The following is a 25277-nucleotide window of genomic DNA, read 5'->3' as shown; positions in this document are numbered from 1 at the left end:
GGTGGCGCTACTCGACCCCGATGGTGACTTCGGTGGACTTGATGAACACCGTCGCGGGCTGGCCGACCGCCAGGCCCAGGTCGAGTGCCGCATCCTTGGTGACCGACGACGTGACGACCTGGTCGCCACCGTCGAGCTTGATCTTGACTACTGCCATCACGGTCCCGAGGTCAACCTCGGTGATGGTCCCTTTGAGCTGGTTTCGAGTGGATAGCCGCATTGCAGTCCTCCGTGTCTAGGGCTGCGTTGAGCCTAACCCTTGGGCTAGCCGCGAGGACCGAGCAGTGCGATGGACGCATCCACGGCCGGTTCGACGATGTCGCGGACGGGCCGGCCGTCCTCGACGGCAAGCGCGGTCAGTTCCCGCAGCCCGCCCAGCAGGATCACGGCCAGCGGCGCGGTCAACGGCGGCAGGTCGGCGCGCCGGAATCCCGGGTTGGCGCTGAGGTCGATCAGCAGGTTGGACAACAGCTGCAGCCCGCGGCGCTGGACGGGGCGCGCGATGGCTCCCAGTGAGGGGAGCTCGCGAATCCAGCTCAACGTGATGGCCGGCCGGGCTTCGATGTAGGCGACGTAGGCCTCGACGGCCTGACGGATCTGCCGGTGCCAGTCGGCTTGGGGATCAACAGCGGCGGTGATGCTCTCGCCGAGCTTTTCTATGTCGGTGGCCAGTAGCTCGAGGAAGCACTCTTCCCTGCTGGCGAATTGGTCGTAAAACGTCCGCTTGGACGTGCGCGCGTGGCGCACGACGTCGGCGACGGTGCTGGCGCGGTAGCCACGTTCGCCGATCGAGGTGGCGAGGCCGTCGAGCAACCGGAGCCGGAAAGGATCTTGGACAACCGCGACATCAACCGCTGCTATCGCCGTTGTCGCGGATGGCATCGTCGGTGGTCCTTTCCATGGAGACCCTTGTCAGGTTTGGTACTTCAGAGTACCGTACGCGAGGAGGTCTGTGGTACACCGCGGTACCAACCCGACCGGAGCAGATGTTGGGAGCAATGACGCCATGAGCGAAGCAGCCACCGCCGCCGCGCGGGCCCCCGCAGTCAGATTGCCCCCGAGGGCCCGGGCCCCAAAGATCGTGCAGGGCCTTGGCTTTGCGATGTCACGGCGCTCGATGATGCGACGACTGTCGCGTCGCTATGGACCTGTCGTCGCGCTGAAGCTCCCGATGTGGGGGAGCGTCATCGCGGTCAGTGACCCGCAGCTGGCCAAGCAGATCTTCACCACCAGCCCAGACGAACTCGGCAACATCCAGCCCAATCTGGGCAGGCTGTTCGGCTACGGTTCCGTCTTCGCGCTCGAGGGCGACGACCACCGCCGCCGACGACGGTTGTTGGCGCCGCCGTTCCACGGCAAGAGCATCAAGAACTACGAGACCATTGTCGAAGAAGAGACGTTGCGCGAGACCGCCGACTGGCCGCAGGGTGAGCCGTTCGCCACGCTGCCGCCGATGATGCGGATCACGCTGAGCGCGATCCTGCGCGCGGTGTTCGGCGCCGACGGCGCCGAGCTCGACGAGTTGCGCCGGCTGATCCCGCCGTGGGTCACTCTGGGCTCACGTCTGGCTTCGCTGCCCAAACCGAAGCGGAACTATGGGCGGTTCAGCCCGTGGCACCGGCTCGACAAGTGGCGCGACCAGTACGACAACGTCATCGAGAAGTTGATCGCGGCAGAGCAGGCCGACCCGAACTTCGCCGATCGCAACGATGTGCTCGCACTGCTGCTGCGCAGCAGCTACGACGATGGTTCGACGATGTCACACAAGGACATTGGCGACGAACTCCTGGCCCTGCTAGCCGCCGGGCACGAAACCACCGCGTCCACGCTGGCGTGGGCATTCGAGCGGATCAGCCGGCATCCGGAGCTATTGGCCGCGCTGGTCGAGGAGGCCGACGGGGCCACTGAAGGGGGCAACGAGCTGCGCCAGGCAACGATCCTGGAGGTCCAACGGGCCAGAACCGTCATCGATTTCGCCGGTCGCCACGTCTACCCGGAGACCTATCAACTGGGCGAGTGGGTGATTCCGCGCGGCCAGTCCATCATCGTCGGCATCGCGCAGCTGCACGACAACCCCGACGTGTTTCCCGATCCCGGGCGCTTCGACCCGCAGCGGTTCATCGGCACAAAGCCGTCGGCACTGTCCTGGATTCCGTTCGGTGGCGGGACTCGCCGGTGCGTCGGGGCGGCATTCGCCAACATGGAATTGGACGTGGTGCTCCGAACAGTGTTGCGCCACTTCACTATCGAGACCACTGACGCGCCGGATGAGCCCTGGCACTCCCGCGGGGTCGCGTTCACGCCGAAGGACGGCGGCCGGGTCGTGGTGCGGCGGCGCTGAACCGCTACTGGTTGGCGGACGCCCGCCGCGGCAGTTTCCAGCCGGGACGGATGTAGTGGCAGGTGTATCCGCTGGGGTAGCGCTCCAGATAGTCCTGGTGCTCGGGCTCGGCCTGCCAGAAGTCACCGGCGGGACTGACCTCGGTCACGACTTTCCCGGGCCATAGCCCGGAGGCCTCGACGTCGGCGATGGTGTCCAGCGCGATTCGCTTCTGCTCGTCGTCGACGTAGAAGATCGCCGACCGATAGCTGGCGCCGCGGTCGTTGCCCTGCCGGTTTTTCGTTGTCGGATCGTGGATCTGGAAGAAAAACTCCAACAGGGCGCGGTAGTCGGTGGCCGACGGGTCGTAGCCGATCTCGATGGCCTCCGCGTGCGTGCCGTGGTTGCGGTAGGTCGCGTTGGGGACCTCGCCACCGGTGTAACCGACGCGCGTCGAGACCACCCCGGGCAGTTTGCGGATCAGGTCCTGCATTCCCCAGAAACAGCCGCCGGCGAGGATCGCTTTTTGGGTGTCTGTCATTTCTTGTCCTCCCACCTGGCGCATGATCAGCCCAGGTTACACTCCGCCGATGAGCTGCAACGGCGCCGCAAAACAGGAATCGCAGGCCGCGCTATGAGTGCCCCTTCGTTCTCGCGTAGCGAACTGGCCGCCGCCTTCGAGAAATTCGAGCAGACGGTTGCCAGGGCGGCCGAATCCCAAGACTGGGACGCCTGGGTCGAGCACTACACGCCCGACGTCTTGTACATCGAGCATGCCGCCGGCACCATGCGTGGCCGCGATGAGGTGCGCGAGTGGATCAAGCGGACGATGAGCACCTATCCGGGCAGCCATATGGTCGCGTTCCCGTCGCTGTGGTCGGTCATCGACGAGCCCACCGGGCGGATCATCATGGAACTGGACAACCCGATGAAGGATCCGGGTGACGGCAGCGTGATCACCGCGACGAACATCTCGATCATCACCTACGCCGGCGACGGTCTGTGGCGTCAGCAAGAAGACATCTACAACCCGCTGCGCTTCGTGCAGGCCGCGTTGAAATGGTGCCGTAAGGCGCAGGAACTGGGCACCCTGGACGAGGACGCTGCGCGCTTCATGGAGCAGTACGGTGGCGCCCAGTGAGCAGCAAACCCAAACTTGTCATCGGCGCCAACGGTTTTCTCGGCTCACATGTGACCCGCCAGCTCGTCGCCAAAGGTGCGCAAGTGCGGGCGATGGTGCGCGAGGGCGCCAATACCCGCTCGATCGACGACCTCGAGCTCACCCGGTTTCACGGCGACGTCTTCGACACCGACACGGTGCGCGAAGCAATGGACGGGGTCGACGACGTGTACTACTGCGTCGTCGATACCCGCGCGTGGCTGCGTGACCCGTCGCCGCTATTTCGCACCAACGTGGAGGGACTGCGCAACGTTCTTGATGTCGCCGTCAAGCAGCCCAACCTGAGCCGGTTCATCTTCACCAGCACCTACGCGACGGTGGGCCGACGGCACGGCCATGTGGCGACCGAAGACGATGTGATCGCCTCCCGCGGGCTGACGCCCTACGTCCAATCCCGGGTCCAGGCCGAGAATTTGGTCATGCGCTACGTTGCCGACGCCGGCCTGCCCGCCGTCGCGATGTGCGTGTCCACCACGTACGGCGATGGCGACTGGGCCGGCACCCCGCACGGTGCCTTCATCGCGGGTGCGGTCTTCGGCAAGCTGCCGTTCCTGATGAACGGAATTCAGCTGGAGGTCGTCGGCGTCGATGACGCCGCCAGGGCCATGATCCTGGCCGCCGAGCACGGCCGGATTGGCGAGCGGTACCTCGTCTCCGAACGGATGATGGCGTTGAACGATTCAATACGGATCGCGGCCGACGAGGCAGGTGTCCCGCCGCCGCAACGCGCGATCTCAGTCCCGATGCTCTATGCGCTGGCCGCGGCGGGCACAGCCAAGGCCAAGCTCACCGGCACGGACGCCCAACTCAGCCTCACGTCGGTGCGGATGATGCGCGCGGAAGCTCCTGTGGACAGCGGCAAGGCGAAGCGGGAGCTGGGCTGGCAGCCGCGCCCGATCGAGGAATCGATCCGCGAGGCCGCCCGGTTCTGGGCCGCGATGCGCACCCCCCGAACGGCCGCGCAACCCGAATAGGCTCGGCCCCATGGACCGGATACGCGTCGATCTGAACGGGCCGCCGCAGACGATGCTGGCAACGCTGTACGCCAAAGCGCTCGACGCCGACGCTCCCAACTCGATCCTCAACGACCACTACGCCAAGGCCGCCGTCGAGCGCATCGACTATGACTGGGACGCAACGACTATCGATGCGCGGCGCGCTCCGTCGGTCGCTGTACGCACCGCGCACTTCGACAACTGGGCCCCACAGTTCCTCGCCGTGCACGACGAGGCCTGCGAAAAAGTCACGGTGCTGCATGTGGGGTGTGGCCTGGACGCCCGGGTGTACCGGCTGGATCCGGGTGCGGGCGTGCGGTGGTACGACGTCGACTACCCCGAAGTCATCAGTCTGCGCGAGCGGGTCTACCCGGGCCGGACCAACTACCGGATGCTGCCCGCCTCCGTCACCGATCCGTCCTGGCTGGCCGAGGTACCGGCCGATCGTCCCGTGCTGTTCCTCGGCGAGGGCCTGACCATGTATCTGACGAAAGACGACGGGCTGGCGCTGCTTCGCCGCGTCGTCGATCGGTTCGGGTCCGGCGAATTGCAGTTCGACGCGTTCAACACGTTCGGCATTCGATCGCAGGTGATCAATGCCGTCGTCCGGCGCTCCGGCTCGAAGCTGCACTGGGGCATCGACGGGCCGAGTGACATCGTCGATGCCATTCCCGGGGTGCGGGTCTTGGTCTGGGAATCGGTCTTCGACAGCGATACGTTCGACATGGTTTCGCCGGTGGTGCGCTGGATCGGCAGGGCGATGGCGGCGGTACCGGCATTCCGAACGATGTCGCAATACCACCGCTACGCATTCGGACCGGTCGAGGCCGGGAAGTCTTGACCGCCTGCCGGTGTTGCACTCGTACGTCTGAGGAGGAATAAGCATGACTCACAAGGAAGTCCTGGAACCCAACGCCGGGCACCCGATCGACATCGCCCCGACCAAGGGACGGGTCCAGGTTCGCGTGAACGGCGAGCTGGTCGCGGACACCACCGCGGCCCTGGAGTTACGGGAAGCCACTATCCCTGCGGTGCAATACATTCCGCTGGAGGACGTGGCACAGGAACGGCTGACGCGCACCGAAACCGTGACCTACTGCCCGTTCAAAGGCGACGCCAGCTACTACGCCGTGACCACCTCAGCCGGTGACACCGTCGAGGATGTGATCTGGACCTACGAGCAGCCGTATCCCGCGGTGGCCGAGATCGCCGGGCACGTCGCGTTCTACCCCGACAAAGCCGACATCAGCGTCATCGCCGAATAGCTCGGCGCGCGGGGCTCACTCGCCCAGCAGGGTGGCCTGAGTGCGGGTATCGCTGTACTCGCGCATCGAAATGATGATTCCGTCGCGGGTCTCGAAGATGCACACGAACGGGGTGTCGTATCGCGGGCCCTCGGAGTTGGTGCCGGTGGCATGCGCCTCCACGACCACCGTGTCTCCCTCATTGATGCAGCGGAGCAGATCGATGGTGAGCTCGAGGACCTGTTTGCGTCGTTCGGTCGCGCGCCGCAGGGTTTGTTTGTCGTAGGACGCGCGGGTGAACAGGCTCCAATAGGTGAAGTCGTCGCTGAGCAGTGCGAAACCCTCGTCGAGATCGCCGCCCTCGCTCAGGCTCTGGATGAACATCCAGGCCAGCTCGGCATTGGGAGCGTCGAACGGCGTCATCACCTCGCAATATTGTCTTGGCAGGTAGTGGACGGTCAATCAGAGCGGAATCCGGAGTTTTGGCGAAGAGCGCGCGCATTGTGACGTTCCCCGGGGCGGTGAGCTTCGGGCACACCCTGGCGCCACTTCGCCGCGGTCCCCGGGACCCGTGCTTTCGCCTCCCGGGTGACGGGACCATGTGGCGGACCAGCCTGCTGCCCAGCGGACCCGTCACGGCGCGCATCAGCCGCGCGGCTCCCAACGCGGCTCAGTGCGAGGCCTGGGGCAGCGGCGCCCAGGAATTCCTCGAACGGCTACCCGCGCTCCTGGGCGCAGACGACGACGCGTCGGACTTCGTGCCCGCGCACCCGACGGTTGCTGCCGCGCACCGGCGAGTCCCACACCTGCGGCTGGGCCGCACCGGGCAGGTACTGGAAGCCCTGATCCCGGCGATCATCGAGCAGCGGGTGCCCGGCGCCGACGCGTTCGCGTCGTGGCGGGTGCTGGTATCCAAGTACGGCGTACCGGCGCCCGGTCCGGCGCCGGTCGGCATGCGCGTGCTGCCGCCGGCCGAGGTGTGGCGAAACATCCCGTCGTGGGAGTTTCATCGCGCCAACATCGATCCGCGGCGAGCCCAGACCGTGGTGATCTGTGCGCGCCGGGCGGCCTCGCTGGAACGGCTCGTGTCACGGCCGGCGGCGCAGGTTCGCGACGCGTTGATGTCGCTGCCGGGAGTCGGGGAGTGGACCGCCGCCGAGACCATGCAGCGTGCGCTCGGCGACGCCGACGCCGTTTCGGTGGGCGACTACCACATCCCGAAGATGATCGGCTGGACACTCGTGGGCCATCCGGTCGATGACGCGGTGATGCTCGAGTTGCTGGAACCGATGCGACCGCACCGCCACCGGGTGGTCCGCCTGCTCGAAGCCAGCGGACTGGCAATTGAGCCGCGGCGTGGCGCGCGACTGCCGGTGCAGCAAATCCACGCGCTCTGACCAGCATGTGTTTTCGAGCCGGGTCATCGGGTACCCGTCGAGAATTGACGGCTACGACACGCAGGGGAGCGATCGATGACGCAGTTCACCATTCCGGGCTTGACCGACAAACAGGGTGCGCGGCTCGCCGAACTGTTGCAGAAGCAATTGAGCACCTACAACGATCTGCACCTGACGCTGAAGCATATTCACTGGAATGTGGTGGGACCCAGCTTCATTGGTGTGCACGAGATGATCGACCCTCAGGTCGAGGCGGTGCGTGCCTTTGCCGACGATGTCGCCGAACGTATTGCGGCCCTTGGTGCTTCGCCAGAGGGCACGCCCGGCGCGATTATCAGGGATCGGTCCTGGGATGACTATTCGGTCGGCCGCGACACCGTGCCGGCGCACTTGGCTGCGCTGGATTTGGTCTACAACGGCGTGATCGAAGATCTCCGCCAGGCCATCGACGAGACAGACGAACTCGATCAGGTGACCCAGGATATGTTGATCGGGCAGGCCGGCCCGCTGGAGAAGTTCCAGTGGTTTGTGCGCGCACATCTGGAGAGCGCGGGTGGCAAGTTGAGCCACGGGGGCAAGTCCACGGAAAAGAGCGCCGCGAGCACCGCGCGCGGCAAGTCTAAGTAGTCGCTACTAGTCGGGTGCCGCTTGGCGCTCGCGCTCAGCTTGGGCGGTTTCACGATTGAGCCGCTGCGCCTCGTAAATGGTGACGTTGGTGCGCGACATCAGCAACGAGGCGATGCCTACCGCGATGATCGCTCCGGGGACGACCGAGAACGAGCCGGTCATCTCCGCGACCATGATCATGATGGCCAGCGGAGCCCGGGCGACGCTGCCGAAACACGTCATCATGCCGACCACCACGAAGATTCCCGGCCCCTCGGGGATGCCGGGCAGCCCGGACAACTCGCCCAGCCGCCAGATGGCGGCTCCCACGAAGGCGCCGATGACGATTCCGGGTCCGAACAGCCCGCCGGAGCCCCCGGTGCCGATCGACAGCGACGTCGCGACGATCTTGGCCAGCGGCAGGACGAGGATGATCCACAGCGGGATGTGCATCAGTGAGCCGCGATCGGCCGCCAGTTGGGCCCAGCCGTAGCCGCTGCTCAGGATCTCGGGTATGACCAGGCCCAGCAGCCCGACCAGAAGACCGCCCACCGCGGGCTTGAGCACCGCTCCGCCCGGAAGCCGGTGGGTGAGCCGGACCGAGGCGTGAAAGATCTGGGCATACAGGTAGCCGATTGCCGCCGCGACCAGACCGATCACCACGAACCACAGCAGCGGCCAGGCCTTTTCGAAGCGGTACTCGGCGTCGATGTAGCCGAACAGCGGTTCGAAGCCCAGGAATGCTCCGAGCACCGCATACGCCGTTCCCGCGGTGATGAACCCGGGCAGCAGACAGCGGTAGTCGAAATCGTCTCGGTAGGTGATCGACGCGGCCAGCACCGCTCCGCCCAGGGGCGCGGCGAAGATCGCGCCGATGCCCGCGCCGATGCCCAGCGCGACCGCGATCCGGCCGTCCTCGTCGGACAGGTTGAGACGTCGCGTCAGCAGCGAGCAGAAGCCGGCCGAGATCTGTGCCGTCGGGCCCTCGCGGCCACCCGAACCGCCCGAACCGATGGTCAACGCACTGGCGACCATCTTGACCAGCACCGCGCGGAAGCGGATGGCGCGGGGATCGGTATGCACCGCCTCGATGGCTTCGTCGGTGCCGTGCCCGGTGGCCTCCGGCGCGAGCTTGGCCACCAGTAATGCCGACAGCAGCGCCCCGACCGTCGTCACCAACGGAATCGCCCACGGGCGTGTGAAGCCGGCGGAACCGTGGCTGCCGCCCTCGCCCACGGGTGTGGGGATGCGGTAGTCCGCCAGATAGCCGAGCAGGAAGTCTCCGGCGTATTTCAGGGCCAGGTAGAACACGACCGCACCAAGGCCCGCGATAACGCCGATGGTGATGCCCAGCAGGAACCACTTGCGCAGGTAGCCCGAATTCCTGATCGATGCCCCGAACCGCCCGCCGGCAGCCGCGGCCGGGGCGACCCCAGGCTCCCCCTCCGTCGGCTCGCTCACCGTAAGAGTCTGACCCGAGACTCTCCCGGCTTCCACCCGGGCAACCCTCGTGGCGCGCCCCGCGTGACAGCGAGGAATAAACGGACTCTAGTCCGGTTATAGGAGTAGTTCTAGATGAAGGAGGTTGATATGCCTGCTATCACCGCAGACACGTTGACGTTGCCCCGAATTGGCGGGGCCAGCCCGCAGCAGACCGAACGCCCGGTCCGGTCGATCACCACCGGTCCCCGCGGATATGAAGGCGAGGGGTTCCCCGTCGTCAGGGCATTCGCCGGGGTCGGCACCGCCGCGCTGGACCCGTTCGTGCACATGGACCAGATGGGCGAGGTGGACTACGAACCGGGCGAGCCCCGGGGTACCGATTGGCACCCGCACCGTGGCTTCGAAACCGTCACCTACATGATCGACGGCAAGTTCGCCCATCAGGATTCCCACGGAGGTGGCGGCCTGATCACCGACGGCGCGACGCAGTGGATGACGGCCGGTTCGGGCATCCTGCACATAGAGACCCCGCCCGCCGAATTGGTCGAAAGTGGTGGTGTCTTCCACGGCATTCAGTTGTGGGTGAACTTGCCGAAGAAAGACAAGTTCGCACCGCCGCGGTATCAGGCCATTGAAGGCAACGACGCCAAATTGCTCGCCTCCGACGATGGCGGTGCGTTGGTCCGCATCATCGCCGGTGAGATCGATGGTCACTCGGGACCCGGTGCCACTTACACGCCAATCACGTTGGCGCACGCCACGATTCACAACGGAGCCAAGCTCAACATTCCGTGGCGGCGTGATTTCAACGCGCTGGTGTACGTGTTGTCCGGGAGTGGATCTGTCGGTCCGGTCGGTCATCCGATTCGCCAGGGCCAATTAGCTGTGCTCGGACCCGGTGACCGGATCACGGTGACTGCCGATGCGCATGGCGAATCGTCGTCGACCTCGGCAATTGATGTGCTGTTGCTGGGCGGACAGCCGATTCGCGAGCCGGTTTTCCACTACGGGCCATTCGTGATGAACTCGCGCGCGGAAGTCCTCCAAGCAGTGGAGGACTACCAAGCGCAAAAGTTCGGCCACATTCCGCCAAATGCTTTAATGCCGCATCATGTCGGTGGCACACTCTAACGGTGCCGTCAACGGCGAGACGCAGGCCGGGGCGTCCGCCTGCCGCGAAGGCTGATGAGACGCGCAAGCGAATCTTGCGCGCCGGGCGAATTGTGTTCAGCGAACGCGGCTATGAGGGAGCGACTTTCCAGGCGATCGCTGTGCGAGCCGATCTCACCCGGCCGGCCATCAACCACTACTTCTCCAGCAAACGACTGCTGTATCGGGAAGTATTGAGCCAAACCACCGAGCTTGTGTTCGGCGCCGGTATTGCGCAAGCAGACCGCGAGACAACGCTGATGGCGCGGCTCACCGGATTCATCTGGGCGGCGGTGGCAGTCAATTCCGAGCATTCTTCGGCGTCGGCGTTTTTGATCAGCTCCATACTGGAATCCCAGCGTCACCCGGAATTGAGCCAAGCCGAAAACGACGCGGTACGGATTTGCCGAGAGTTTTTGACCCGGGTCGTCAACGACGCGATCGAGCAAGGGGAGTTCGCTGCCGCCATCGATGCCACTGCATTGGTCGAGACGCTTCTGGTGGTGTTGTGCGGCGCCGGATTCTATGCCGGTTACGTGCAGAGCTACCAGGAGATGCAGGCGGTCACCGGCATGCTGGGCCAGCTGCTGGACGGTGCGCTGTTTCGGTCGCAGGCGTAGCCCGGTAAGCGCGCAGTGAGATCGCGCACAAAGCGTATAGGCTAACTAACTTATTCGGGTACCATGACCCGAAATGACTGATCTCGACGACTCCTCCTCGCTGCAGCCCCCGTTGCCACCCTCGCTGCGGACCGCCGGGGATTCGTGGGCCATCACCGAACTCGTCGGTGCCACCGCTTTGGGCGTCGCTGCTGCGCGCGCCGCGGAGACAGCCGGTTCCGACCCGCTGATTCGTGACGATTTCGCCTCGAAGCTGGTCTCTCCCGCGGGAGCGGCGTGGGCCCGGCTGACCGACCCCGAGCTGGCCTGGCTGGACGGCGATGAGCAGGGGCAGCGCGCGCATCGCCTCGGCATCGACTACCAGGCGGTACGCACGCACTTCTTCGACGAGTACTTCGCGGATGCTGTCGGGACCGCCGGCTCCGGGATCCGGCAGGTGGTGATTCTGGCCGCCGGCCTGGACTCCCGGGCCTACCGGCTGGATTGGCCCGCCGAGACCGCGGTCTACGAAATCGACCAGCCCCAGGTACTGGAGTACAAAACCAGAATTCTGGAATCGCACGGCGCGGTGCCCACCGCCGACCGGCGCACGGTCGCCGTGGATCTGCGCGACGACTGGCCCGCGGCGCTGACGGCCTCCGGATTCGACCGCACCCAACCGACGGCGTGGCTGGCCGAGGGCCTGTTGCCGTATCTGCCCAGTGACGCCCAGGACCGGCTTTTCGAGATGTTCACCGCGCTCAGCGCGCCGGGCAGCCAGGTCGCCATCGAGGTGTTCGGCATGAACTCGAGCAGCAACACCCACCGCTGGCAGCGGATGCGGGACCGGCTCGGGCTGGACGTCAATGTCCAGGCGCTGACCTACCACGAGCCCGACCGATCCGATGCCGCCGAGTGGCTGACCGACCACGGCTGGCAGGTGAACGTCGTGAACAACCGCGAGGAATTGGCCCGGCTGGGCCGCGCGGTTCCCGAAGACCTGGCCGACGATGCCGTACGCAGCGCGCTGCTGCGGGCGCGTTTCGCCGGACCATCCCACTGACCCAACCGAACACCACGAGACCGGAGCACGCGATGAGTTCACTGCGCACACATGACGACACCTGGGACATAAAGACGAGCGTGGGCAGCACCGCGGTCATGGTGGCCGCCGCCCGGGCCATCGAGACCGAGCAGCCCGACGCGTTGATCCACGACCCCTACGCCAGGCTGCTGGTGAACAACGCCGGCGCCGAGATCATCTGGGAAGCCATGCTCGACCCGGAGGTCGTGGCCAAGATCGAAGCCATCGACGAAGAATCCGCCGCTCGCATCCACCACATGCGCGGCTACCAGGCGGTGCGGACCCACTTCTTCGACGCGTACTTCGCCGACGCGGTCGCCGCGGGGATCCGCCAGATCGTCATCCTCGCGTCGGGTCTGGATTCACGCGCGTACCGCCTGGACTGGCCGGCCGGCACCACCGTCTACGAGATCGACCAGCCCCAGGTGCTGGACTACAAGTCCTCCACACTGGCCGAAAGCGGCGTCACTCCTTCCGCCGATCGTCGCGAGGTAGCCATCGACCTGCGTGAGGACTGGCCGGCCGCGCTGCGTGCCGCCGGCTTCGACCCGGCTCAGCGCACCGCGTGGCTGGCAGAGGGATTGTTGATGTATCTGCCCGCCGAGGCGCAGGACAAGTTGTTCACCCAGATCGGCGAACTGAGCCCGGCAGGCAGCCGCGTCTCGGCCGAAACCGCACCCACGCACTCCGACGAGCGGCGTGAGCAGATGCGGGAGCGGTTCAACAAGGTGGCCGACGAGATCGGCATCGAGCAAAGTGTCGACGTCGGCGAGCTGATGTATCGCGACGACAATCGGGCGGACGTCGCGGACTGGCTCAACAACCACGGCTGGCGCGCCACGGCGCAAAACTCGCTGGACGAGATGGACCGCGTGGGCCGCCGGGTGGCCAGCGTCGAGCTGGACGATGACAAGGACGCCTTCTCCGACTTCGTGGTCGGGGAGCGCCGGTAATGCCGCGCACCGCGGACGACTCCTGGGACATCGCCACCAGCGTCGGGGCGACCGCGGTGATGGTCGCGCTGGCCCGTGCCGCCGAGACCGCCAGTGCTGATCCGCTGATCCGCGACCAGTTCGCCGAGCCGCTGGTCTCCACGCCCGAACTCGAGGGCGTTCGCGAGCAGGTGACCGCGTGGTGGTCCGGCGCTGACGAAGATGATCCGGACGGTGCGGTTCGCGCCCAGGAGATGATCAACTACCAGGCGGTGCGCACGCACTTCTTCGATGCGTACTTCGCCGAAGCCGCTGCCGCCGGTATCCGCCAGGTCGTGATCCTGGCGGCCGGGCTGGACTCGCGCGCCTACCGCCTGGACTGGCCGGCCGGCGTCGCTGTTTACGAGATCGATCTGCCCAAGGTGCTCGAGTACAAGGCGCAGACTTTGGCCGGCCATGGCGCTGCGCCGACCGCCGACCGGCGCCCGGTGCCCGTGGACCTGCGCCATGATTGGCCACAAGCTTTGCACGACAACAGCTTTGATGCGAGCCAGCCGACGGCGTGGCTGGCCGAGGGGCTGTTGCCCTTTCTGCCGGCAGCGGCGCAGGAGGCCCTGTTTGCCTCGATCGACGCGTTGAGCGGGCCGGGCAGCCGGATCGCCGTCGAGAATTTCGGAGTCGACGCGGACAAGCGCCGGGAGGCCGAGGCCAGGTGGGCCGAGCTCAAGGCCAAGCGCGAAGCCCGCGGCCAGGACACCTCGTTCAACCCGTTCGACCTGTGGTTCGAGGACGGGGACCGGCCGGACTGCGGTGACTGGTTCGCCGCGCACGGCTGGACCGTCCGCACGGTGAACGCACGCGAAGAGGCCGCACGCTTGGGTCGCGAGCCGCAATCCGACGAGCGGCCGTTCACGAACAGCTTTGTGACGGCAACCAAGGCCTGACCAGGTCCCACCGGATCTTCCTCACTGCCCTCCCAACCGGATGGTTAGGATCGCGGTATCACCCATGAGTGCCCACAGCTACCACGGTGGGCAACCCTGGGAAGGTGCACAAGGGAAGGGACGATGATGACCACCGAATCGGTTGCACCAAAGACAGCGGGATCCACCAACGGGGCGGCGCCGCAGCCAGTCGATATCGCATCGACGGTGGCTCGGCTTCGTAAAACCTTCGCCAGCGGGCGCACCCGCGACATCGAGTGGCGTAAGCGGCAGCTGTTGCAGCTGCAAAAGATGGTCGACGAGAACGACGCTGCGCTCACCGCCGCGCTCGCCGCGGACCTGGACCGTAGCCCGTTCGAGGCCTTCATCGCCGATATCGCACTCACCTCCGGCGAAGCGAAGTACGCGGCCAAGAAGGTGCGTAAGTGGACGCGCCGCAAATACCAATTGCTCGAGGTGCCGCAGCTGCCTGGCCGGGGCTGGGTGGAGTACGAGCCCTACGGCACCGTGCTGGTGATCGGCGCCTGGAATTACCCGTTCTACCTGACGCTGGGTCCGGCTGTCGGAGCGATCGCCGCCGGAAACACCGTGCTGCTCAAGCCCTCGGAAATTGCGCCCGCGTCCTCACGGTTGATGGCCGAGTTGGTGCCTCGCTACCTCGACAACGACGCGATCGCGGTCATCGAAGGCGACGGCGCGGTGAGCCAGGAGCTGATCGCGCAAGGTCTGGACCGGGTGATGTTCACCGGCAGTACCGAGATCGGACGCAAGGTCTACGAAGGCGCCGCGAAGCACTTGACTCCGGTCACGCTCGAGCTTGGTGGCAAGAGCCCGGTGATCGTCGCGGCGGATGCCGACGTGGACGTCGCGGCCAAGCGGATCGCCTGGATCAAACTGCTCAACGGCGGGCAAACCTGCGTGGCGCCCGACTACGTGCTGGCGGACGCGAAGATTCGCGACGAACTCGTGGACAAGATCGGCGCCGCCATCACGAAGTTCACCTCGGATAAGCCCGACGGAATACGCATTGTCAATCAGCGTCAATTCGACCGGATCAGTGGCTACCTGTCCGATGAGGACGGCAAGGTCATCGTCGGCGGCGACTGCGACGCGTCGAGCCTGCGCATCAAACCGGCAGTGGTCGTCGACCCCAATCCGGATGGGCCACTGATGCAGAACGAAATCTTCGGACCGGTGCTGCCGGTGATCACCGTGCAAAACCTTGATGAGGCAATACGTTTCGTCAATTCGCGACCCAAGCCACTGTCCGCGTATCTGTTCACCAAAGCGCGCGAGACCCGCGAACGGATCATCAAAGAGGTGGCCGCCGGGGGAATAGTGGTCAACCACCTCGCCTTCCAGGTGTCGACGACCAAGTTGCCGTTCGGTGGCGTGGGCGCTTCCGGTATGGGTGCCTACCATGGCAAATCCGGGTTCGAGGAGTTCAGCCACCGCAAGTCGGTGCTGACCAAGCCGACCCGGCCCGACCTATCCAGCTTTATCTACCCGCCGTACACGGAGCGCGCCTTCAAGATGGCTCGCAGAATGTTCTGACACCGGCCCGGCCGATGCCGGTGCCGACCCCAACCCTTGATTTCTCATCGCAGAGAGGAAGCTGATGCCCGGAGTGCAGGATCGCGTCATCGTCGTTACCGGAGCCGGTGGAGGACTGGGGCGCGAATACGCTCTCAGCCTCGCCAAGGAGGGCGCCAGCGTCATCGTCAATGACCTCGGTGGATCCCGTGACGGCACGGGCGCTGGCCACAACATGGCCGACGACGTGGTCAAGGAGATCAAGGACGCCGGTGGCCGGGCGGCCGCCAACTACGACAGCGTCGCCGAGCCCGAGGGCGCCGAGAACATCATCAAGACTGCGCTCGACGAGTTCGGCGCGATTCACGGTGTGGTGAGCAACGCCGGGATCCTGCGCGACGGCACTTTCCACAAGATGTCGTTCGAGAACTGGGACGCCGTGCTCAAGGTGCACCTGTACGGCGGGTACAACGTCATTCGGGCCGCTTGGCCGCATTTCCGGGAGCAGAGCTATGGCCGGGTGGTAGTCGCCACCTCCACCAGCGGGCTGTTCGGCAACTTCGGCCAGACCAACTACGGAGCGGCCAAGCTCGGGCTGGTCGGTCTGATCAACAGCCTGGCGCTGGAGGGGGCGAAGTACAACATCCACGCGAACGCGGTCGCCCCGATCGCGGCCACCAGAATGACCGAGGACATCTTGCCCAAGGAAGTGCTGGAGAAGCTCACACCCGAGTATGTCGCGCCGGTGGTGGCCTACCTGTGCACCGAGGAAAACCCTAACAGCGCTTCGGTTTTCGTGGTTGGCGGCGGCAAGGTGCAGCGCGTCGCGCTGTTCCAGACCGACGGTGTCAACTTCGACAACCCGCCGACAGTCGACGACATCGCCTCGCACTGGGACGAGATCACCGACCTGTCCGCGGCAAAGCAGGCTGATTTCAAGCTGGGGTGAGGCCCTCTGGGTCGAGGCCGGCGGTTCAGACCAGCAGCGCGTCGCGCAGCTGGTCCACCTCGGCTTCGGTGACACCGGAGTCGCGCAGATAGCCGTCCAGCGACCCGAACTCTTGGTCGATGGTTTGGCGTGCGGCGGCCAGGTACTCCGGGCGAACGCCGAGGACCCCGTCGGACAGCCGTGCCTCGGTGAAAGTCACTACCTCCGGGGTCAATTCGGTGTCGGTGCGCTGCGCGATCATCTCGGAGATCCGCGCGCGTAGCTGCGGTGCGGCGTCGTTGCTGCGCAGGAAGTCGGCGACGATGGTGTCGTGATCGACACCGATCGTCTCCAGCACCGTCGCCACCACGAAGCCGGTGCGGTCCTTGCCCGCGAAGCAGTGCGTCAGCACCGGACGCCCGGCTGCCAGTAGCGTGACGACGCGGTGCAGCGCGCGCTGCGCTCCGTTACGCGTTGGGAATTCCCGGTATTCGTCGATCATGTAGCGGGTGGCGGCCTCGTTGACCGATAGCTCCGACTCGCCGGATTCGCCGTCGCCGGTCAGCAGTTTCTGGAATGCAACTTCGTGCGGGGCCTGGCCGTCGGTGTCGGATTCTTCGGCGCCCAGATCGGGGAAGGGCAGCAGGTGGATCTCGACGCCGTCGGGCACCAGGCCCGGACCGCGGCGGGCAACTTCCCGGGTGGCGCGCAGGTCGGCTACATCGGTGATGCCCAACTGGCTCAGCGTTGCGCGGCCGTCGTCATCGAGCCGGCTCAGCTCGCCGGACCGGAACAGCCGTCCGGGCCGAACCGCGACCGCGCCGTCGGCGACATCGCGAAAGTTCCACGCGCCGGACAGTTCTCGCAAAGCCTCAGTCATGCGGGGTCACCGCTGCGGCGAAGGCGGACTGTTCCCGTCCGATTTCGGAGCGCGCGATCGTTCGCATGTGCACCTCGTCGGGTCCGTCGAAGATCCGCATGGCGCGATGCCAGCCGTAGAGCCGGGACAGCACCGTGTCGTCGCTGACCCCGGCGGCCCCATGCACCTGGATCGCGCGGTCAATGACGTCGCAGGCCACTTGCGGCGCGACGGCTTTGATCTGCGAGACCAGTAGGTGGGCGGCCCTGTTGCCGTGTTGGTCGATCGTCCACGCCGCCTTTTCGCAGAGCAGTCTGGATTGGTCGATTTCGTTGCGGGACTTGGCGATTGCCTGTTGCACCAGCCCCTGATCGGCCAGCGGACGGCCGAACGCGATGCGGTTGTTGGCCCGGTGGACCATCAGGGCCAGGGCGCGTTCGGCCCCGCCGAGCGCGCGCATGCAGTGGTGGATGCGGCCCGGTCCGAGCCGGGCCTGGGCGATCGCGAAGCCGCCGCCCTCTTCGCCGAGCAGGTTGGTGACCGGCACCCGGACGTTGTCGTAGGTGATTTCGCAGTGCCCGTGCTGGTCCTGCCAGCCGAACACCGGAGTGGAGCGCAGCACCGTCACACCGGGGGTGTCCATCGGCACCAGCACCATCGACTGCTGCTGGTGGCTGGCCGCGTCGGGATTGGTGCGGCCCATTACGATCAGGATCTTGCAGCGCGGGTCGGCCGCGCCCGAGGTCCACCACTTGCGGCCGTTGATGACGTAGTCGCCGCCGTCGCGCTCGATGGACGTTTGGATGTTGCGGGCGTCGCTGCTGGCGACCGCCGGTTCGGTCATCGAGAAGGCGCTGCGGATCTCGCCGGCCAGCAACGGTTCCAGCCACTGCTTGCGCTGCTCTTCGGTGGCGAACAGGTGCAGGGTCTCCATGTTCCCGGTGTCCGGCGCCGCGCAGTTGACCGCCTCGGGGGCGAGTTCCAGGCTCCACCCGGTCAGCTCGGCCAGCGGAGCGTATTCCAGGTTGCTCAGGCCCGACTCGGCCGGCAGGAACAGGTTCCACAGGCCGCGCTCTTTGGCCTTGGTCTTGAGTTCCTCGATGACTGGCGGCACGGCGTGGTTGTTGGGGCCGGCCTCGTGGCGGAAGTTGTCGTAGGCGGCCTCAGCCGGAAAGACAAATTCAGTCATGAAGTCGGACAACCGCTTGTGGTAGTCGGTGGCCTTGGCCGACATCGCGAAGTCCATGACCGTCACGATAGGACACGTGCGTGAAGGCGGTGCTGGCGGGACAAACGCTTCGCTTCCGGGTCACCGACGCGACACTGAAACCACGCAGATGACACGCCGTGGCGGGTATGCGAGGTTGCAGTCTCGGCGAAATGCACGCGCTGGGAGTGGAGCACGATGGATCCCATGACCGAGACTTCCGAATCCCTGCCCCCGTTCCCGCCGTTCACCATGGAGACTGCGCTGCAGAAGGTGCAGGCCGCTGAGGATGGCTGGAACACCTGCGACCCCGAGCGCGTCAGCAAGGCTTACACGGTCGACTCGCAATGGCGAAACCGCGGCGAACACATCGTCGGCCGGGACGAGATTGTGGCGTTCCTGACCCGCAAGTGGCAGCGCGAACTCGACTATTCGTTGCGCAAGGGCCTGTGGGGCTTCCGCGAGAACCGGATCGCCGTGCGGTTTCAGTACGAGTGCCGCGATGTCTCCGGCCAGTGGCACCGCAGCTACGGCAACGAACTGTGGGAGTTCACGGAGTCGGGACTGATGGCGCGTCGCGAAGCCAGCATCAACGACGTGCCGATCGACGAATCCGAGCGACGCTACTTCGGACCACGCCCGGTGTCAGAACACGGCCAAGACTTTCCGCTCTGGTAGCGGCCGATAGGGTGTCTGGGGCAATCGCCTGGACAGAACCTAAGGAAAGTAGATGTACGCGCCATGACAGATCCGCAGGCCAACACCGTCAGGGTCGGGGTGGTCGCTGAGTCCGGCACCGAAGAGCGGCGTGTTGCGCTGGTACCGAAGGCGGTCGCCTCGCTGGTGAACACCGGCGTGGCGGTAGTGGTCGAGGCCGGGGCGGGCGAACGGGCGCTGCTCCCCGACGAGCTCTACACCGAGGCCGGCGCCACTATCGGAGATGCGTGGTCTGCCGATGTCGTCGTCAAGGTGGCGCCGCCGACCGCCGACGAGGTGGGCAAGCTGCGCAGCGGTCAGACCCTGATCGGCTTCCTGGCGCCCCGCAATGCCGACAACTCGATCGACGCGCTCAAGCAAGCCGGTGTGCAGGCCTTCGCGCTCGAGGCCATCCCGCGCATCTCGCGGGCGCAGGCGATGGATGCACTGTCGTCACAGGCCAACGTCTCCGGCTATAAGGCCGTGCTGCTGGCGGCGTCGGAGTCCACCCGGTTTTTCCCGATGCTGACGACGGCGGCGGGAACGGTGAAGCCGGCCACGGTGCTGGTGCTCGGCGTGGGCGTGGCCGGGCTGCAGGCGCTGGCCACGGCCAAGCGGCTGGGCGGCCGCACGTCGGGCTACGACGTCCGTCCCGAGGTGGCCGACCAGGTGCGTTCGGTGGGGGCGCAGTGGCTGGATGTCGGCATCGACGCATCCGGTGAAGGCGGATACGCCCGCGAGCTCACCGACGAGGAACGCGCCCAGCAGCAGCAGGCATTGGAAAAGGCCATCAGCGGATTCGACGTCGTGATCACCACGGCTCTGGTTCCGGGCCGGCCCGCGCCGCGTCTGGTGACCGCCGCAGCGGTGCAAGCGATGAAGCCCGGCAGCGTGGTGGTCGACCTGGCCGGCGAGACCGGCGGCAACTGCGAGCTCACCGAGCCGGGACAGACGGTTGTCAAACACGACGTCACCATCGCCTCGCCCTTGAATCTGCCGGCGACGATGCCCGAACATGCCAGCGAGCTCTACAGCAAGAACATCACGGCCCTGCTGGACCTGTTGATCACCGACGGCAAGCTCGCCCCGGATTTCGACGACGAAGTAATCGCGGACTCGTGCGTCACTCGAGAGGACTCCTAGATGTACGACGAACTTTTGGCGAACCTTGCGATCCTGGTGTTGTCGGGTTTCGTCGGGTTTGCGGTGATCTCCAAGGTGCCCAACACGTTGCACACCCCGTTGATGTCGGGCACCAACGCCATCCACGGCATCGTGGTGCTGGGTGCGCTGGTGGTGTTCGGCGAGGTCGAGCACCCGTCGTTGGCGGTGCAGATCGTGCTGTTCGTCGCGGTGGTGTTCGGCACGCTGAACGTCATCGGTGGATTCATCGTCACCGACCGGATGCTGGGCATGTTCAAGGGCAAGAAGAAGCCGGTGCCCGCCAAGACCGAGGAGCCCGCCGCCAAATGAACTACTTGGTGATCGGCCTCTACATCATTTCGTTCGGGATGTTCATCTACGGATTGATGGGCCTGACCGGCCCCAAGACCGCGGTGCGCGGCAACCTGATCGCGGCGGTCGGCATGGCGCTGGCCGTGGCGACCACCCTGTTCAAGATCCGGCACACGGAATCCTGGGTGCTGATCATCGCCGGCCTGGTCGTCGGTGTGGTGCTGGGTGTTCCGCCGGCGCGGATGACCAAGATGACCGCCATGCCACAGCTGGTGGCCTTCTTCAATGGCGTGGGCGGTGGAACGGTCGCGCTGATCGCGCTTGCGGAATTCATGGACACCAAAGGCTTTTCGGCGTTCCAGCACGGCGAATCTCCGACCGTGCACATCGTGGTGGCCTCGTTGTTCGCCGCGATCATCGGCTCGATCTCGTTCTGGGGATCGATCATCGCGTTCGGCAAGCTGCAGGAGATCATCGACAGCAAGCCGATCGGATTCGGCCGGGCCCAGCAGCCGATCAACCTGCTGCTGCTGATCGCAGCGGTGGCCTCAGCGGTGATCGTCGGCCTGCACGCCCATCCCGGTAGCGGCGGAGCGTCGCTGTGGTGGATGGTCGGCCTGCTGGCCGCGGCCGGCGTGCTGGGCCTGATGGTGGTGCTGCCCATCGGTGGTGCGGACATGCCGGTGGTGATCTCACTGCTCAACGCGATGACCGGGCTGTCGGCCGCGGCGGCGGGTCTGGCGCTGAACAACACCGCGATGATCGTGGCGGGCATGATCGTCGGCGCGTCCGGCTCCATCCTGACCAACCTGATGGCCAAGGCGATGAACCGCTCCATCCCCGCGATCGTCGCTGGCGGTTTCGGTGGCGGCGGCGTGGCGCCCAGCGGCGGCGACGACGGCGACAAGACCGTCAAAGCCACCTCGGCCGCCGATGCCGCGATCCAGATGGCCTACGCCAATCAGGTGATCGTGGTGCCGGGCTACGGCTTGGCGGTCGCGCAGGCACAACATGCCGTCAAGGACATGGCGGCTCTGCTGGAGAACAAGGGTGTGACGGTCAAGTACGCGATCCACCCGGTGGCGGGCCGGATGCCTGGCCACATGAATGTGTTGCTGGCCGAGGCCGAGGTGGACTACGACGCCATGAAGGACATGGACGACATCAACGACGAGTTCGCTCGCACCGACGTCGCGATCGTCATCGGCGCCAACGACGTCACCAACCCGGCGGCCCGCAACGACGCCTCCAGCCCGATCTATGGCATGCCGATCCTCAATGTGGACAAGGCCAGGTCGGTGATCGTGCTCAAACGGTCGATGAACTCCGGGTTCGCCGGGATCGACAACCCGCTGTTCTACGCCGACGGCACCAGCATGCTGTTCGGCGACGCGAAGAAGTCGGTGAGCGCGGTCGCGGAGGAACTCAAGGCCCTTTAGGCCGGACCTCCGCCTGTAGTTCGGCAACGACGGGACCGATCCACACGCTGAGCAGGCGGCGTAATTCTGTGCCCCCTCCAGTCGGCGGCGACATGATGAACGACTGCAATGTGCGCAGCACAATCTGCAGGATGTCGTCGATCGCCGACGGGGGAAACGCCGACCAGTCGACGTCGAGGCGGTCCAGAATCGAGCGCCCCAGCACGCGGGCGGTCTCGTTTGTCACCGTGACTTGTTCGGCGAACGCCGCGGTGCGCGACGTCCGCAGCAAGAGGCCGATATAGGGGTCTTTCGGCAGGCGCTCCAGGGTCAGGCAGATTCCCTCGATTACGGCCGCCGCCGGGTCGGCCATCCCGTGCAGCGCCGTCGCCAGCTGGTCCATGAAGTCGGCAGTCGCGTCTAGAGCAGTCGCCTGAAGCAGCTCTTCGGTCGAAGCGAAATAGTGATAGATCGTCTGCCGTGTCACGTTCAGCGTGCGCGCGACATCGGCCAACGTGATCTGGTCGCCGCGCTCGTCGATGGTGCGGCGGGTCGCCGACAGGATGCGGGTCACCGCCTCCTCGTCGCTGGCCGGAACACTGCCGCCCCATCCGCGAGTCCGCACATCGCGACGATAGCCGACGCGGGTGCCGTCGCCAGGTCATACGTCTTGTAATCATCTGTATGATCGATGGGGGCGATCAAAGGAGATGGCATGAACACGACGACGTGTCCGTTCGGAAAGAATTTCGATTTCACCGACCCCGACGTTCTGTTGGCCGGCCTTCCGGTGACCCAATTCGCCGAGCTGCGCCGCACATCCCCGGTCTGGTGGAACGAGCAGCCCGAATCGATCTTCGGAGATGGCGGCTACTGGGTGATCAGCCGCCACGAGGACGTCCGAGACATCTCCCGGAACAGCGAACTCTGGTCGACCAACCGCAAGGGCGCGGTCATGCGCCTTCCCGACGGCGTCACCGCCGATCAGCTCGAGTTGACCAAGGCCCTGCTGGTCAACCATGACGCGCCCGAGCACACCCGGCTGCGCAAGCTGGTATCTCGGCTCTTCACCCCGCGCGCGATTGCCCAGCTCGAAGAGAAACTCGGCGGGGCGGCGGCCGAAATCGTGCGCAGTGCCTCACTCAAAGAGGACGGCAACTTCGTCGACGACATCGCGATGAACCTGCCGCTGCTGGCGATCGCCGACCTGATCGGCGTGCCGGAGGCGGACCGCGCGAAGCTGTTCGACTGGACGAACGCGATCATGAACACCGACGATCCCGACTTCGCCAGCGATCCCACCGTCGCCAACGCGGAACTGATGGCCTACGCCTACAACATGGCCGACGAGCGCCGCCGCTGCCCGGCCGACGACATCGTTACGCGCCTGATCCAGGCCGACATCGATGGGGATGCGCTGGGCGACGTCGAATTCGCGTTCTTCGTCATCCTGCTGGCCGTCGCCGGCAACGAAACCACCCGTAACGCCATGACGCATGGGATGAACGCGTTCTTCGACAACCCCGAACAATGGGAACTGTTCAAGCGGGAGCGGCCTGCCACCGCCGTCGACGAGATCATCCGGTGGGCCAGCCCCGTGCATTGCTTCCAGCGCACGGCGCTTGCCGACGTCGAACTGGGCGGTGTCACCGTCCGGGAAGGCCAGCGTGTGGGCCTGTTTTACAGTTCGGCCAATTTCGACCAGGAAGTCTTCGAAAGCCCGTTCCAATTCGATATTTTGCGCAATCCGAACCCGCACCTGAGTTTCGGCGGCAATGGGGCCCATTACTGTATCGGCGCCAACCTGGCCCGAATGGAGATCAAATTGATCTTCGACGAGCTCGCCGAGCAGCTGCCCGACATCACTAGACTCGCCGAACCGCAACGACTGCGCTCGGGTTGGATCAACGGAGTCAAGCGCCTCGACGTCGCCTACCGCAGCGCGGCCACAGGTGTCTAGGTGAGGTAATTGAAGAAGAACTCGACCTCGTCGCTCGCGTCGTAGTCCGGACTCGGATCCACTCGGTCCAGCCTAGTTTCGGCCACGCCGTGCGACGTGTGGGCTGTTGCCATGACCGCTTGGTCTGTGGCGTGCGGCCAGCGCTACCGGAATGAGGTGGCGGGCAGCGAGCCGGGGCCGAATTCGATTGCGGCGCAGGGCAGGACACGGAAAATATCCATCGGAATCGTCCCCGCGTGGGAACCGTCGGAGCAGTCGGAACCGCGATTTGTTCGGGACGCGAAAAAGTCCGTTCGGGAGTTGCTTAGACGGGCGGGTAGGCGGGCGGCGGGTATCCGTTCCCGTCCTGAACCCCGCGGAGGCCCCAGGTGAGATATTTCATGAAGAATTCGATTTCGTCGCTGCCGTCGTAATCCGGACTCGGATCCATCGCCCCACCTCTGTACTCGCGACTAGGTCAATTGTTGAAGTCTAGTCCCATCCGCGCCGGTGCGACAGGCGGCCGAAAGCTACCGAGGCCTTAAACTGTCCAACCAGTTGATTGGTACTTTGCCTAGACCGGCCCGATAGCAAGCCCATCCGGGCCCGCTGGCAGCGACGATAGTGAGTAGAGATGTCATCCGACAGCATCACCCGCAACGGGTTGACACGCCGTGAGGAGTTGCTGGCTGTTGCCACCAAGCTGTTCGCCGCCCGCGGTTACCACGGCACCCGGATGGACGACGTCGCCGACGTCATCGGTCTGAACAAGGCGACGGTCTACCACTACTACGCCAGCAAGTCGCTGATCCTGTTCGACATCTACCGTCAGGCCGCCGAGGGCACGCTGGCCGCCGTGCACGACGACCCCTCCTGGACGGCGCGCGAGGCGCTCTACCAATACACCATCCGGCTGCTGACCGGGATCGCGAGCGATCCCGAGCGGGCCGCGGTGTACTTCCAGGAGCAGCCCTACATCACCGAGTGGTTCACCGAAGAACAGGTTGCCGAGGTCCGCGAGAAGGAAGCCCAGGTCTACCACCACGTGCACGGCCTCATCGACCGCGGGATCGCCAGCGGCGAGTTCTACCAGTGCGACTCCCATGTGCTGGCGCTGGGCTACATCGGCATGACCTTGGGCAGCTATCGCTGGCTGCGGCCGAGCGGACGGCGCAGCGCCAAGGAAATCGCCGCCGAGTTCAGCACCGCACTGCTGCGGGGGCTCATCCGTGACGAGTCGATCCGCACGGCATCGCCGCTCGGGCCCTAGTGCGCCCGTCTTTTGAGTAGTACTACTCAGCCCTGACGCGTAGATCTGCGCGGGTCTTGGCGCCTGCTGTTCGGCGATG

At 65.6% G+C, this 25277-nt stretch carries 29 protein-coding genes; 20 read left to right on the top strand and 9 right to left on the bottom strand.

The window, feature by feature from the left end; all coding sequences use genetic code 11:
- Window positions 1–7: 7 nt before the first annotated feature.
- Complete coding sequence (locus tag ACTXG5_RS04855; protein WP_445162607.1) at window positions 8–220, bottom strand: TOBE domain-containing protein; 213 nt, start codon at window positions 218–220, stop codon at window positions 8–10.
- Between the two features lie 44 nt (window positions 221–264).
- On the bottom strand, window positions 265–882 hold the full coding sequence (locus tag ACTXG5_RS04850) for a TetR/AcrR family transcriptional regulator (protein WP_445162606.1): 618 nt from the start codon (window positions 880–882) through the stop codon (window positions 265–267).
- Window positions 883–1006: 124 nt separating this feature from the next.
- Between ACTXG5_RS04850 and ACTXG5_RS04845 the strand changes: the two genes are divergently transcribed.
- Entirely contained in the window at window positions 1007–2341 is a 1335-nt protein-coding gene (locus ACTXG5_RS04845) for a cytochrome P450 (protein ID WP_445162605.1), read from the top strand.
- A gap of 4 nt (window positions 2342–2345) precedes the next feature.
- Here ACTXG5_RS04845 and msrA read toward each other — a convergent pair whose 3' ends face one another.
- Window positions 2346–2861, bottom strand: coding sequence for a peptide-methionine (S)-S-oxide reductase MsrA (msrA, locus tag ACTXG5_RS04840; protein ID WP_445162604.1), 516 nt, complete (start codon window positions 2859–2861; stop codon window positions 2346–2348).
- Between the two features lie 93 nt (window positions 2862–2954).
- Between msrA and ACTXG5_RS04835 the strand changes: the two genes are divergently transcribed.
- From ACTXG5_RS04835 to ACTXG5_RS04820, 4 genes are read left to right on the top strand one after another with little or no spacing between them, the layout of a single operon-like run.
- Window positions 2955–3461: a nuclear transport factor 2 family protein gene (locus ACTXG5_RS04835; protein WP_445162603.1), complete on the top strand. Its 507-nt coding sequence runs from the start codon at window positions 2955–2957 to the stop codon at window positions 3459–3461.
- Window positions 3458–4474, top strand: coding sequence for an NAD-dependent epimerase/dehydratase family protein (locus tag ACTXG5_RS04830; protein WP_445162602.1), 1017 nt, complete (start codon window positions 3458–3460; stop codon window positions 4472–4474). The genes ACTXG5_RS04835 and ACTXG5_RS04830 overlap by 4 nt, the downstream gene beginning before the upstream one ends.
- A gap of 10 nt (window positions 4475–4484) precedes the next feature.
- Entirely contained in the window at window positions 4485–5336 is an 852-nt protein-coding gene (locus ACTXG5_RS04825; protein WP_445162601.1) for a class I SAM-dependent methyltransferase, read from the top strand.
- A 43-nt stretch (window positions 5337–5379) separates the two neighbouring features.
- Window positions 5380–5760 carry a DUF427 domain-containing protein gene (locus tag ACTXG5_RS04820; RefSeq protein WP_445162600.1) on the top strand — a complete coding sequence of 127 codons (381 nt, stop codon included), beginning with the start codon at window positions 5380–5382 and terminating at the stop codon, window positions 5758–5760.
- Between the two features lie 15 nt (window positions 5761–5775).
- On the opposite strand, the gene ACTXG5_RS04815 is transcribed toward ACTXG5_RS04820, so the two are convergent.
- Window positions 5776–6162, bottom strand: coding sequence for a nuclear transport factor 2 family protein (locus ACTXG5_RS04815; RefSeq protein ID WP_445162599.1), 387 nt, complete (start codon window positions 6160–6162; stop codon window positions 5776–5778).
- 59 nt (window positions 6163–6221) lie between these two features.
- Between ACTXG5_RS04815 and ACTXG5_RS04810 the strand changes: the two genes are divergently transcribed.
- Window positions 6222–7136 (top strand): DNA-3-methyladenine glycosylase family protein, encoded by a 915-nt coding sequence (locus ACTXG5_RS04810; protein WP_445162598.1) that lies wholly within the window; start codon window positions 6222–6224, stop codon window positions 7134–7136.
- A gap of 75 nt (window positions 7137–7211) precedes the next feature.
- Entirely contained in the window at window positions 7212–7763 is a 552-nt protein-coding gene (locus ACTXG5_RS04805; RefSeq protein ID WP_445162597.1) for a Dps family protein, read from the top strand.
- A 6-nt stretch (window positions 7764–7769) separates the two neighbouring features.
- Here ACTXG5_RS04805 and ACTXG5_RS04800 read toward each other — a convergent pair whose 3' ends face one another.
- Entirely contained in the window at window positions 7770–9203 is a 1434-nt protein-coding gene (locus ACTXG5_RS04800; RefSeq protein ID WP_445162596.1) for a chloride channel protein, read from the bottom strand.
- 129 nt (window positions 9204–9332) lie between these two features.
- On the opposite strand from ACTXG5_RS04800, the gene ACTXG5_RS04795 reads away from it, so the two are divergent.
- The 7 genes from ACTXG5_RS04795 (at window position 9333) to ACTXG5_RS04765 (ending at window position 16375) form a co-directional block, all read left to right on the top strand.
- Window positions 9333–10316: a pirin family protein gene (locus ACTXG5_RS04795; protein ID WP_445162595.1), complete on the top strand. Its 984-nt coding sequence runs from the start codon at window positions 9333–9335 to the stop codon at window positions 10314–10316.
- A gap of 2 nt (window positions 10317–10318) precedes the next feature.
- Window positions 10319–10954 carry a TetR/AcrR family transcriptional regulator gene (locus ACTXG5_RS04790; RefSeq protein ID WP_445162594.1) on the top strand — a complete coding sequence of 212 codons (636 nt, stop codon included), beginning with the start codon at window positions 10319–10321 and terminating at the stop codon, window positions 10952–10954.
- 73 nt (window positions 10955–11027) lie between these two features.
- A complete protein-coding gene (locus tag ACTXG5_RS04785) occupies window positions 11028–11996 on the top strand; it encodes a class I SAM-dependent methyltransferase (RefSeq protein WP_445162593.1) in 969 nt (322 codons plus the stop codon).
- Window positions 11997–12028: 32 nt separating this feature from the next.
- Complete coding sequence (locus ACTXG5_RS04780) at window positions 12029–12970, top strand: class I SAM-dependent methyltransferase (protein ID WP_445162592.1); 942 nt, start codon at window positions 12029–12031, stop codon at window positions 12968–12970.
- Window positions 12970–13893 carry an SAM-dependent methyltransferase gene (locus tag ACTXG5_RS04775; protein WP_445162591.1) on the top strand — a complete coding sequence of 308 codons (924 nt, stop codon included), beginning with the start codon at window positions 12970–12972 and terminating at the stop codon, window positions 13891–13893. The genes ACTXG5_RS04780 and ACTXG5_RS04775 overlap by 1 nt, the downstream gene beginning before the upstream one ends.
- A gap of 123 nt (window positions 13894–14016) precedes the next feature.
- A complete protein-coding gene (locus ACTXG5_RS04770) occupies window positions 14017–15447 on the top strand; it encodes an aldehyde dehydrogenase family protein (protein ID WP_445162590.1) in 1431 nt (476 codons plus the stop codon).
- 64 nt (window positions 15448–15511) lie between these two features.
- Complete coding sequence (locus ACTXG5_RS04765; protein WP_445162589.1) at window positions 15512–16375, top strand: SDR family oxidoreductase; 864 nt, start codon at window positions 15512–15514, stop codon at window positions 16373–16375.
- A gap of 25 nt (window positions 16376–16400) precedes the next feature.
- On the opposite strand, the gene ACTXG5_RS04760 is transcribed toward ACTXG5_RS04765, so the two are convergent.
- Window positions 16401–17234, bottom strand: a complete 834-nt coding sequence (locus tag ACTXG5_RS04760) for a tyrosine-protein phosphatase (RefSeq protein WP_445162588.1) — start codon at window positions 17232–17234, stop codon at window positions 16401–16403.
- Window positions 17227–18447, bottom strand: a complete 1221-nt coding sequence (locus tag ACTXG5_RS04755; RefSeq protein WP_445164268.1) for an acyl-CoA dehydrogenase family protein — start codon at window positions 18445–18447, stop codon at window positions 17227–17229. Before ACTXG5_RS04755 ends, ACTXG5_RS04760 begins: the two co-directional genes overlap by 8 nt.
- Before the next feature lie 171 nt (window positions 18448–18618).
- Here ACTXG5_RS04755 and ACTXG5_RS04750 point away from each other — a divergent pair, with 171 nt between their 5' ends.
- The 4 genes from ACTXG5_RS04750 to ACTXG5_RS04735 all read left to right on the top strand — a co-directional run bounded on the left by ACTXG5_RS04750 (window position 18619) and on the right by ACTXG5_RS04735 (window position 22010).
- The gene (locus tag ACTXG5_RS04750; protein ID WP_445162587.1) at window positions 18619–19098 is read left to right on the top strand and encodes a nuclear transport factor 2 family protein; all 480 of its coding nucleotides are present in this window, start codon (window positions 18619–18621) and stop codon (window positions 19096–19098) included.
- A gap of 63 nt (window positions 19099–19161) precedes the next feature.
- A complete protein-coding gene (locus ACTXG5_RS04745) occupies window positions 19162–20259 on the top strand; it encodes a Re/Si-specific NAD(P)(+) transhydrogenase subunit alpha (protein ID WP_445162586.1) in 1098 nt (365 codons plus the stop codon).
- The gene (locus ACTXG5_RS04740) at window positions 20260–20589 is read left to right on the top strand and encodes an NAD(P) transhydrogenase subunit alpha (RefSeq protein ID WP_445162585.1); all 330 of its coding nucleotides are present in this window, start codon (window positions 20260–20262) and stop codon (window positions 20587–20589) included.
- Window positions 20586–22010 carry an NAD(P)(+) transhydrogenase (Re/Si-specific) subunit beta gene (locus ACTXG5_RS04735; protein WP_445162584.1) on the top strand — a complete coding sequence of 475 codons (1425 nt, stop codon included), beginning with the start codon at window positions 20586–20588 and terminating at the stop codon, window positions 22008–22010. Before ACTXG5_RS04740 ends, ACTXG5_RS04735 begins: the two co-directional genes overlap by 4 nt.
- On the opposite strand, the gene ACTXG5_RS04730 is transcribed toward ACTXG5_RS04735, so the two are convergent.
- Window positions 21997–22614, bottom strand: coding sequence for a TetR/AcrR family transcriptional regulator (locus ACTXG5_RS04730; RefSeq protein WP_445162583.1), 618 nt, complete (start codon window positions 22612–22614; stop codon window positions 21997–21999). The genes ACTXG5_RS04735 and ACTXG5_RS04730 overlap by 14 nt on opposite strands.
- Window positions 22615–22704: 90 nt before the next feature.
- Here ACTXG5_RS04730 and ACTXG5_RS04725 point away from each other — a divergent pair, with 90 nt between their 5' ends.
- Complete coding sequence (locus tag ACTXG5_RS04725; protein WP_445162582.1) at window positions 22705–23949, top strand: cytochrome P450; 1245 nt, start codon at window positions 22705–22707, stop codon at window positions 23947–23949.
- A 304-nt stretch (window positions 23950–24253) separates the two neighbouring features.
- Here the strand turns inward: ACTXG5_RS04725 and ACTXG5_RS04720 are convergent, their stop codons facing one another.
- Entirely contained in the window at window positions 24254–24379 is a 126-nt protein-coding gene (locus ACTXG5_RS04720) for a hypothetical protein (RefSeq protein WP_139826857.1), read from the bottom strand.
- Between the two features lie 183 nt (window positions 24380–24562).
- Between ACTXG5_RS04720 and ACTXG5_RS04715 the strand changes: the two genes are divergently transcribed.
- On the top strand, window positions 24563–25198 hold the full coding sequence (locus ACTXG5_RS04715; protein WP_313862176.1) for a TetR/AcrR family transcriptional regulator: 636 nt from the start codon (window positions 24563–24565) through the stop codon (window positions 25196–25198).
- Window positions 25199–25277: the final 79 nt, after the last annotated feature.

The organism is Mycobacterium sp. Dal123C01 (assembly GCF_052566995.1).
Note: the sequence above shows the minus strand (reverse complement) of the source record. Positions and strands in the feature narration are given on the sequence as shown.

What these genes read in the sequence shown, in the direction of transcription:
- ACTXG5_RS04855 (WP_445162607.1), bottom strand. Translation starts at nt 220, where the DNA reads ATGCGGCTATCCACTCGAAACCAGCTCAAAGGGACCATCACCGAGGTT.
- ACTXG5_RS04850 (WP_445162606.1), bottom strand. Translation starts at nt 882, where the DNA reads ATGCCATCCGCGACAACGGCGATAGCAGCGGTTGATGTCGCGGTTGTC.
- ACTXG5_RS04845 (WP_445162605.1), top strand. Translation starts at nt 1,007, where the DNA reads ATGAGCGAAGCAGCCACCGCCGCCGCGCGGGCCCCCGCAGTCAGATTG.
- msrA (WP_445162604.1), bottom strand. Translation starts at nt 2,861, where the DNA reads ATGACAGACACCCAAAAAGCGATCCTCGCCGGCGGCTGTTTCTGGGGA.
- ACTXG5_RS04835 (WP_445162603.1), top strand. Translation starts at nt 2,955, where the DNA reads ATGAGTGCCCCTTCGTTCTCGCGTAGCGAACTGGCCGCCGCCTTCGAG.
- ACTXG5_RS04825 (WP_445162601.1), top strand. Translation starts at nt 4,485, where the DNA reads ATGGACCGGATACGCGTCGATCTGAACGGGCCGCCGCAGACGATGCTG.
- ACTXG5_RS04820 (WP_445162600.1), top strand. Translation starts at nt 5,380, where the DNA reads ATGACTCACAAGGAAGTCCTGGAACCCAACGCCGGGCACCCGATCGAC.
- ACTXG5_RS04815 (WP_445162599.1), bottom strand. Translation starts at nt 6,162, where the DNA reads ATGACGCCGTTCGACGCTCCCAATGCCGAGCTGGCCTGGATGTTCATC.
- ACTXG5_RS04805 (WP_445162597.1), top strand. Translation starts at nt 7,212, where the DNA reads ATGACGCAGTTCACCATTCCGGGCTTGACCGACAAACAGGGTGCGCGG.
- ACTXG5_RS04795 (WP_445162595.1), top strand. Translation starts at nt 9,333, where the DNA reads ATGCCTGCTATCACCGCAGACACGTTGACGTTGCCCCGAATTGGCGGG.
- ACTXG5_RS04785 (WP_445162593.1), top strand. Translation starts at nt 11,028, where the DNA reads ATGACTGATCTCGACGACTCCTCCTCGCTGCAGCCCCCGTTGCCACCC.
- ACTXG5_RS04780 (WP_445162592.1), top strand. Translation starts at nt 12,029, where the DNA reads ATGAGTTCACTGCGCACACATGACGACACCTGGGACATAAAGACGAGC.
- ACTXG5_RS04775 (WP_445162591.1), top strand. Translation starts at nt 12,970, where the DNA reads ATGCCGCGCACCGCGGACGACTCCTGGGACATCGCCACCAGCGTCGGG.
- ACTXG5_RS04770 (WP_445162590.1), top strand. Translation starts at nt 14,017, where the DNA reads ATGATGACCACCGAATCGGTTGCACCAAAGACAGCGGGATCCACCAAC.
- ACTXG5_RS04765 (WP_445162589.1), top strand. Translation starts at nt 15,512, where the DNA reads ATGCCCGGAGTGCAGGATCGCGTCATCGTCGTTACCGGAGCCGGTGGA.
- ACTXG5_RS04760 (WP_445162588.1), bottom strand. Translation starts at nt 17,234, where the DNA reads ATGACTGAGGCTTTGCGAGAACTGTCCGGCGCGTGGAACTTTCGCGAT.
- ACTXG5_RS04755 (WP_445164268.1), bottom strand. Translation starts at nt 18,447, where the DNA reads ATGTCGGCCAAGGCCACCGACTACCACAAGCGGTTGTCCGACTTCATG.
- ACTXG5_RS04750 (WP_445162587.1), top strand. Translation starts at nt 18,619, where the DNA reads ATGGATCCCATGACCGAGACTTCCGAATCCCTGCCCCCGTTCCCGCCG.
- ACTXG5_RS04745 (WP_445162586.1), top strand. Translation starts at nt 19,162, where the DNA reads ATGACAGATCCGCAGGCCAACACCGTCAGGGTCGGGGTGGTCGCTGAG.
- ACTXG5_RS04740 (WP_445162585.1), top strand. Translation starts at nt 20,260, where the DNA reads ATGTACGACGAACTTTTGGCGAACCTTGCGATCCTGGTGTTGTCGGGT.
- ACTXG5_RS04735 (WP_445162584.1), top strand. Translation starts at nt 20,586, where the DNA reads ATGAACTACTTGGTGATCGGCCTCTACATCATTTCGTTCGGGATGTTC.
- ACTXG5_RS04725 (WP_445162582.1), top strand. Translation starts at nt 22,705, where the DNA reads ATGAACACGACGACGTGTCCGTTCGGAAAGAATTTCGATTTCACCGAC.
- ACTXG5_RS04720 (WP_139826857.1), bottom strand. Translation starts at nt 24,379, where the DNA reads ATGGATCCGAGTCCGGATTACGACGGCAGCGACGAAATCGAATTCTTC.
- ACTXG5_RS04715 (WP_313862176.1), top strand. Translation starts at nt 24,563, where the DNA reads ATGTCATCCGACAGCATCACCCGCAACGGGTTGACACGCCGTGAGGAG.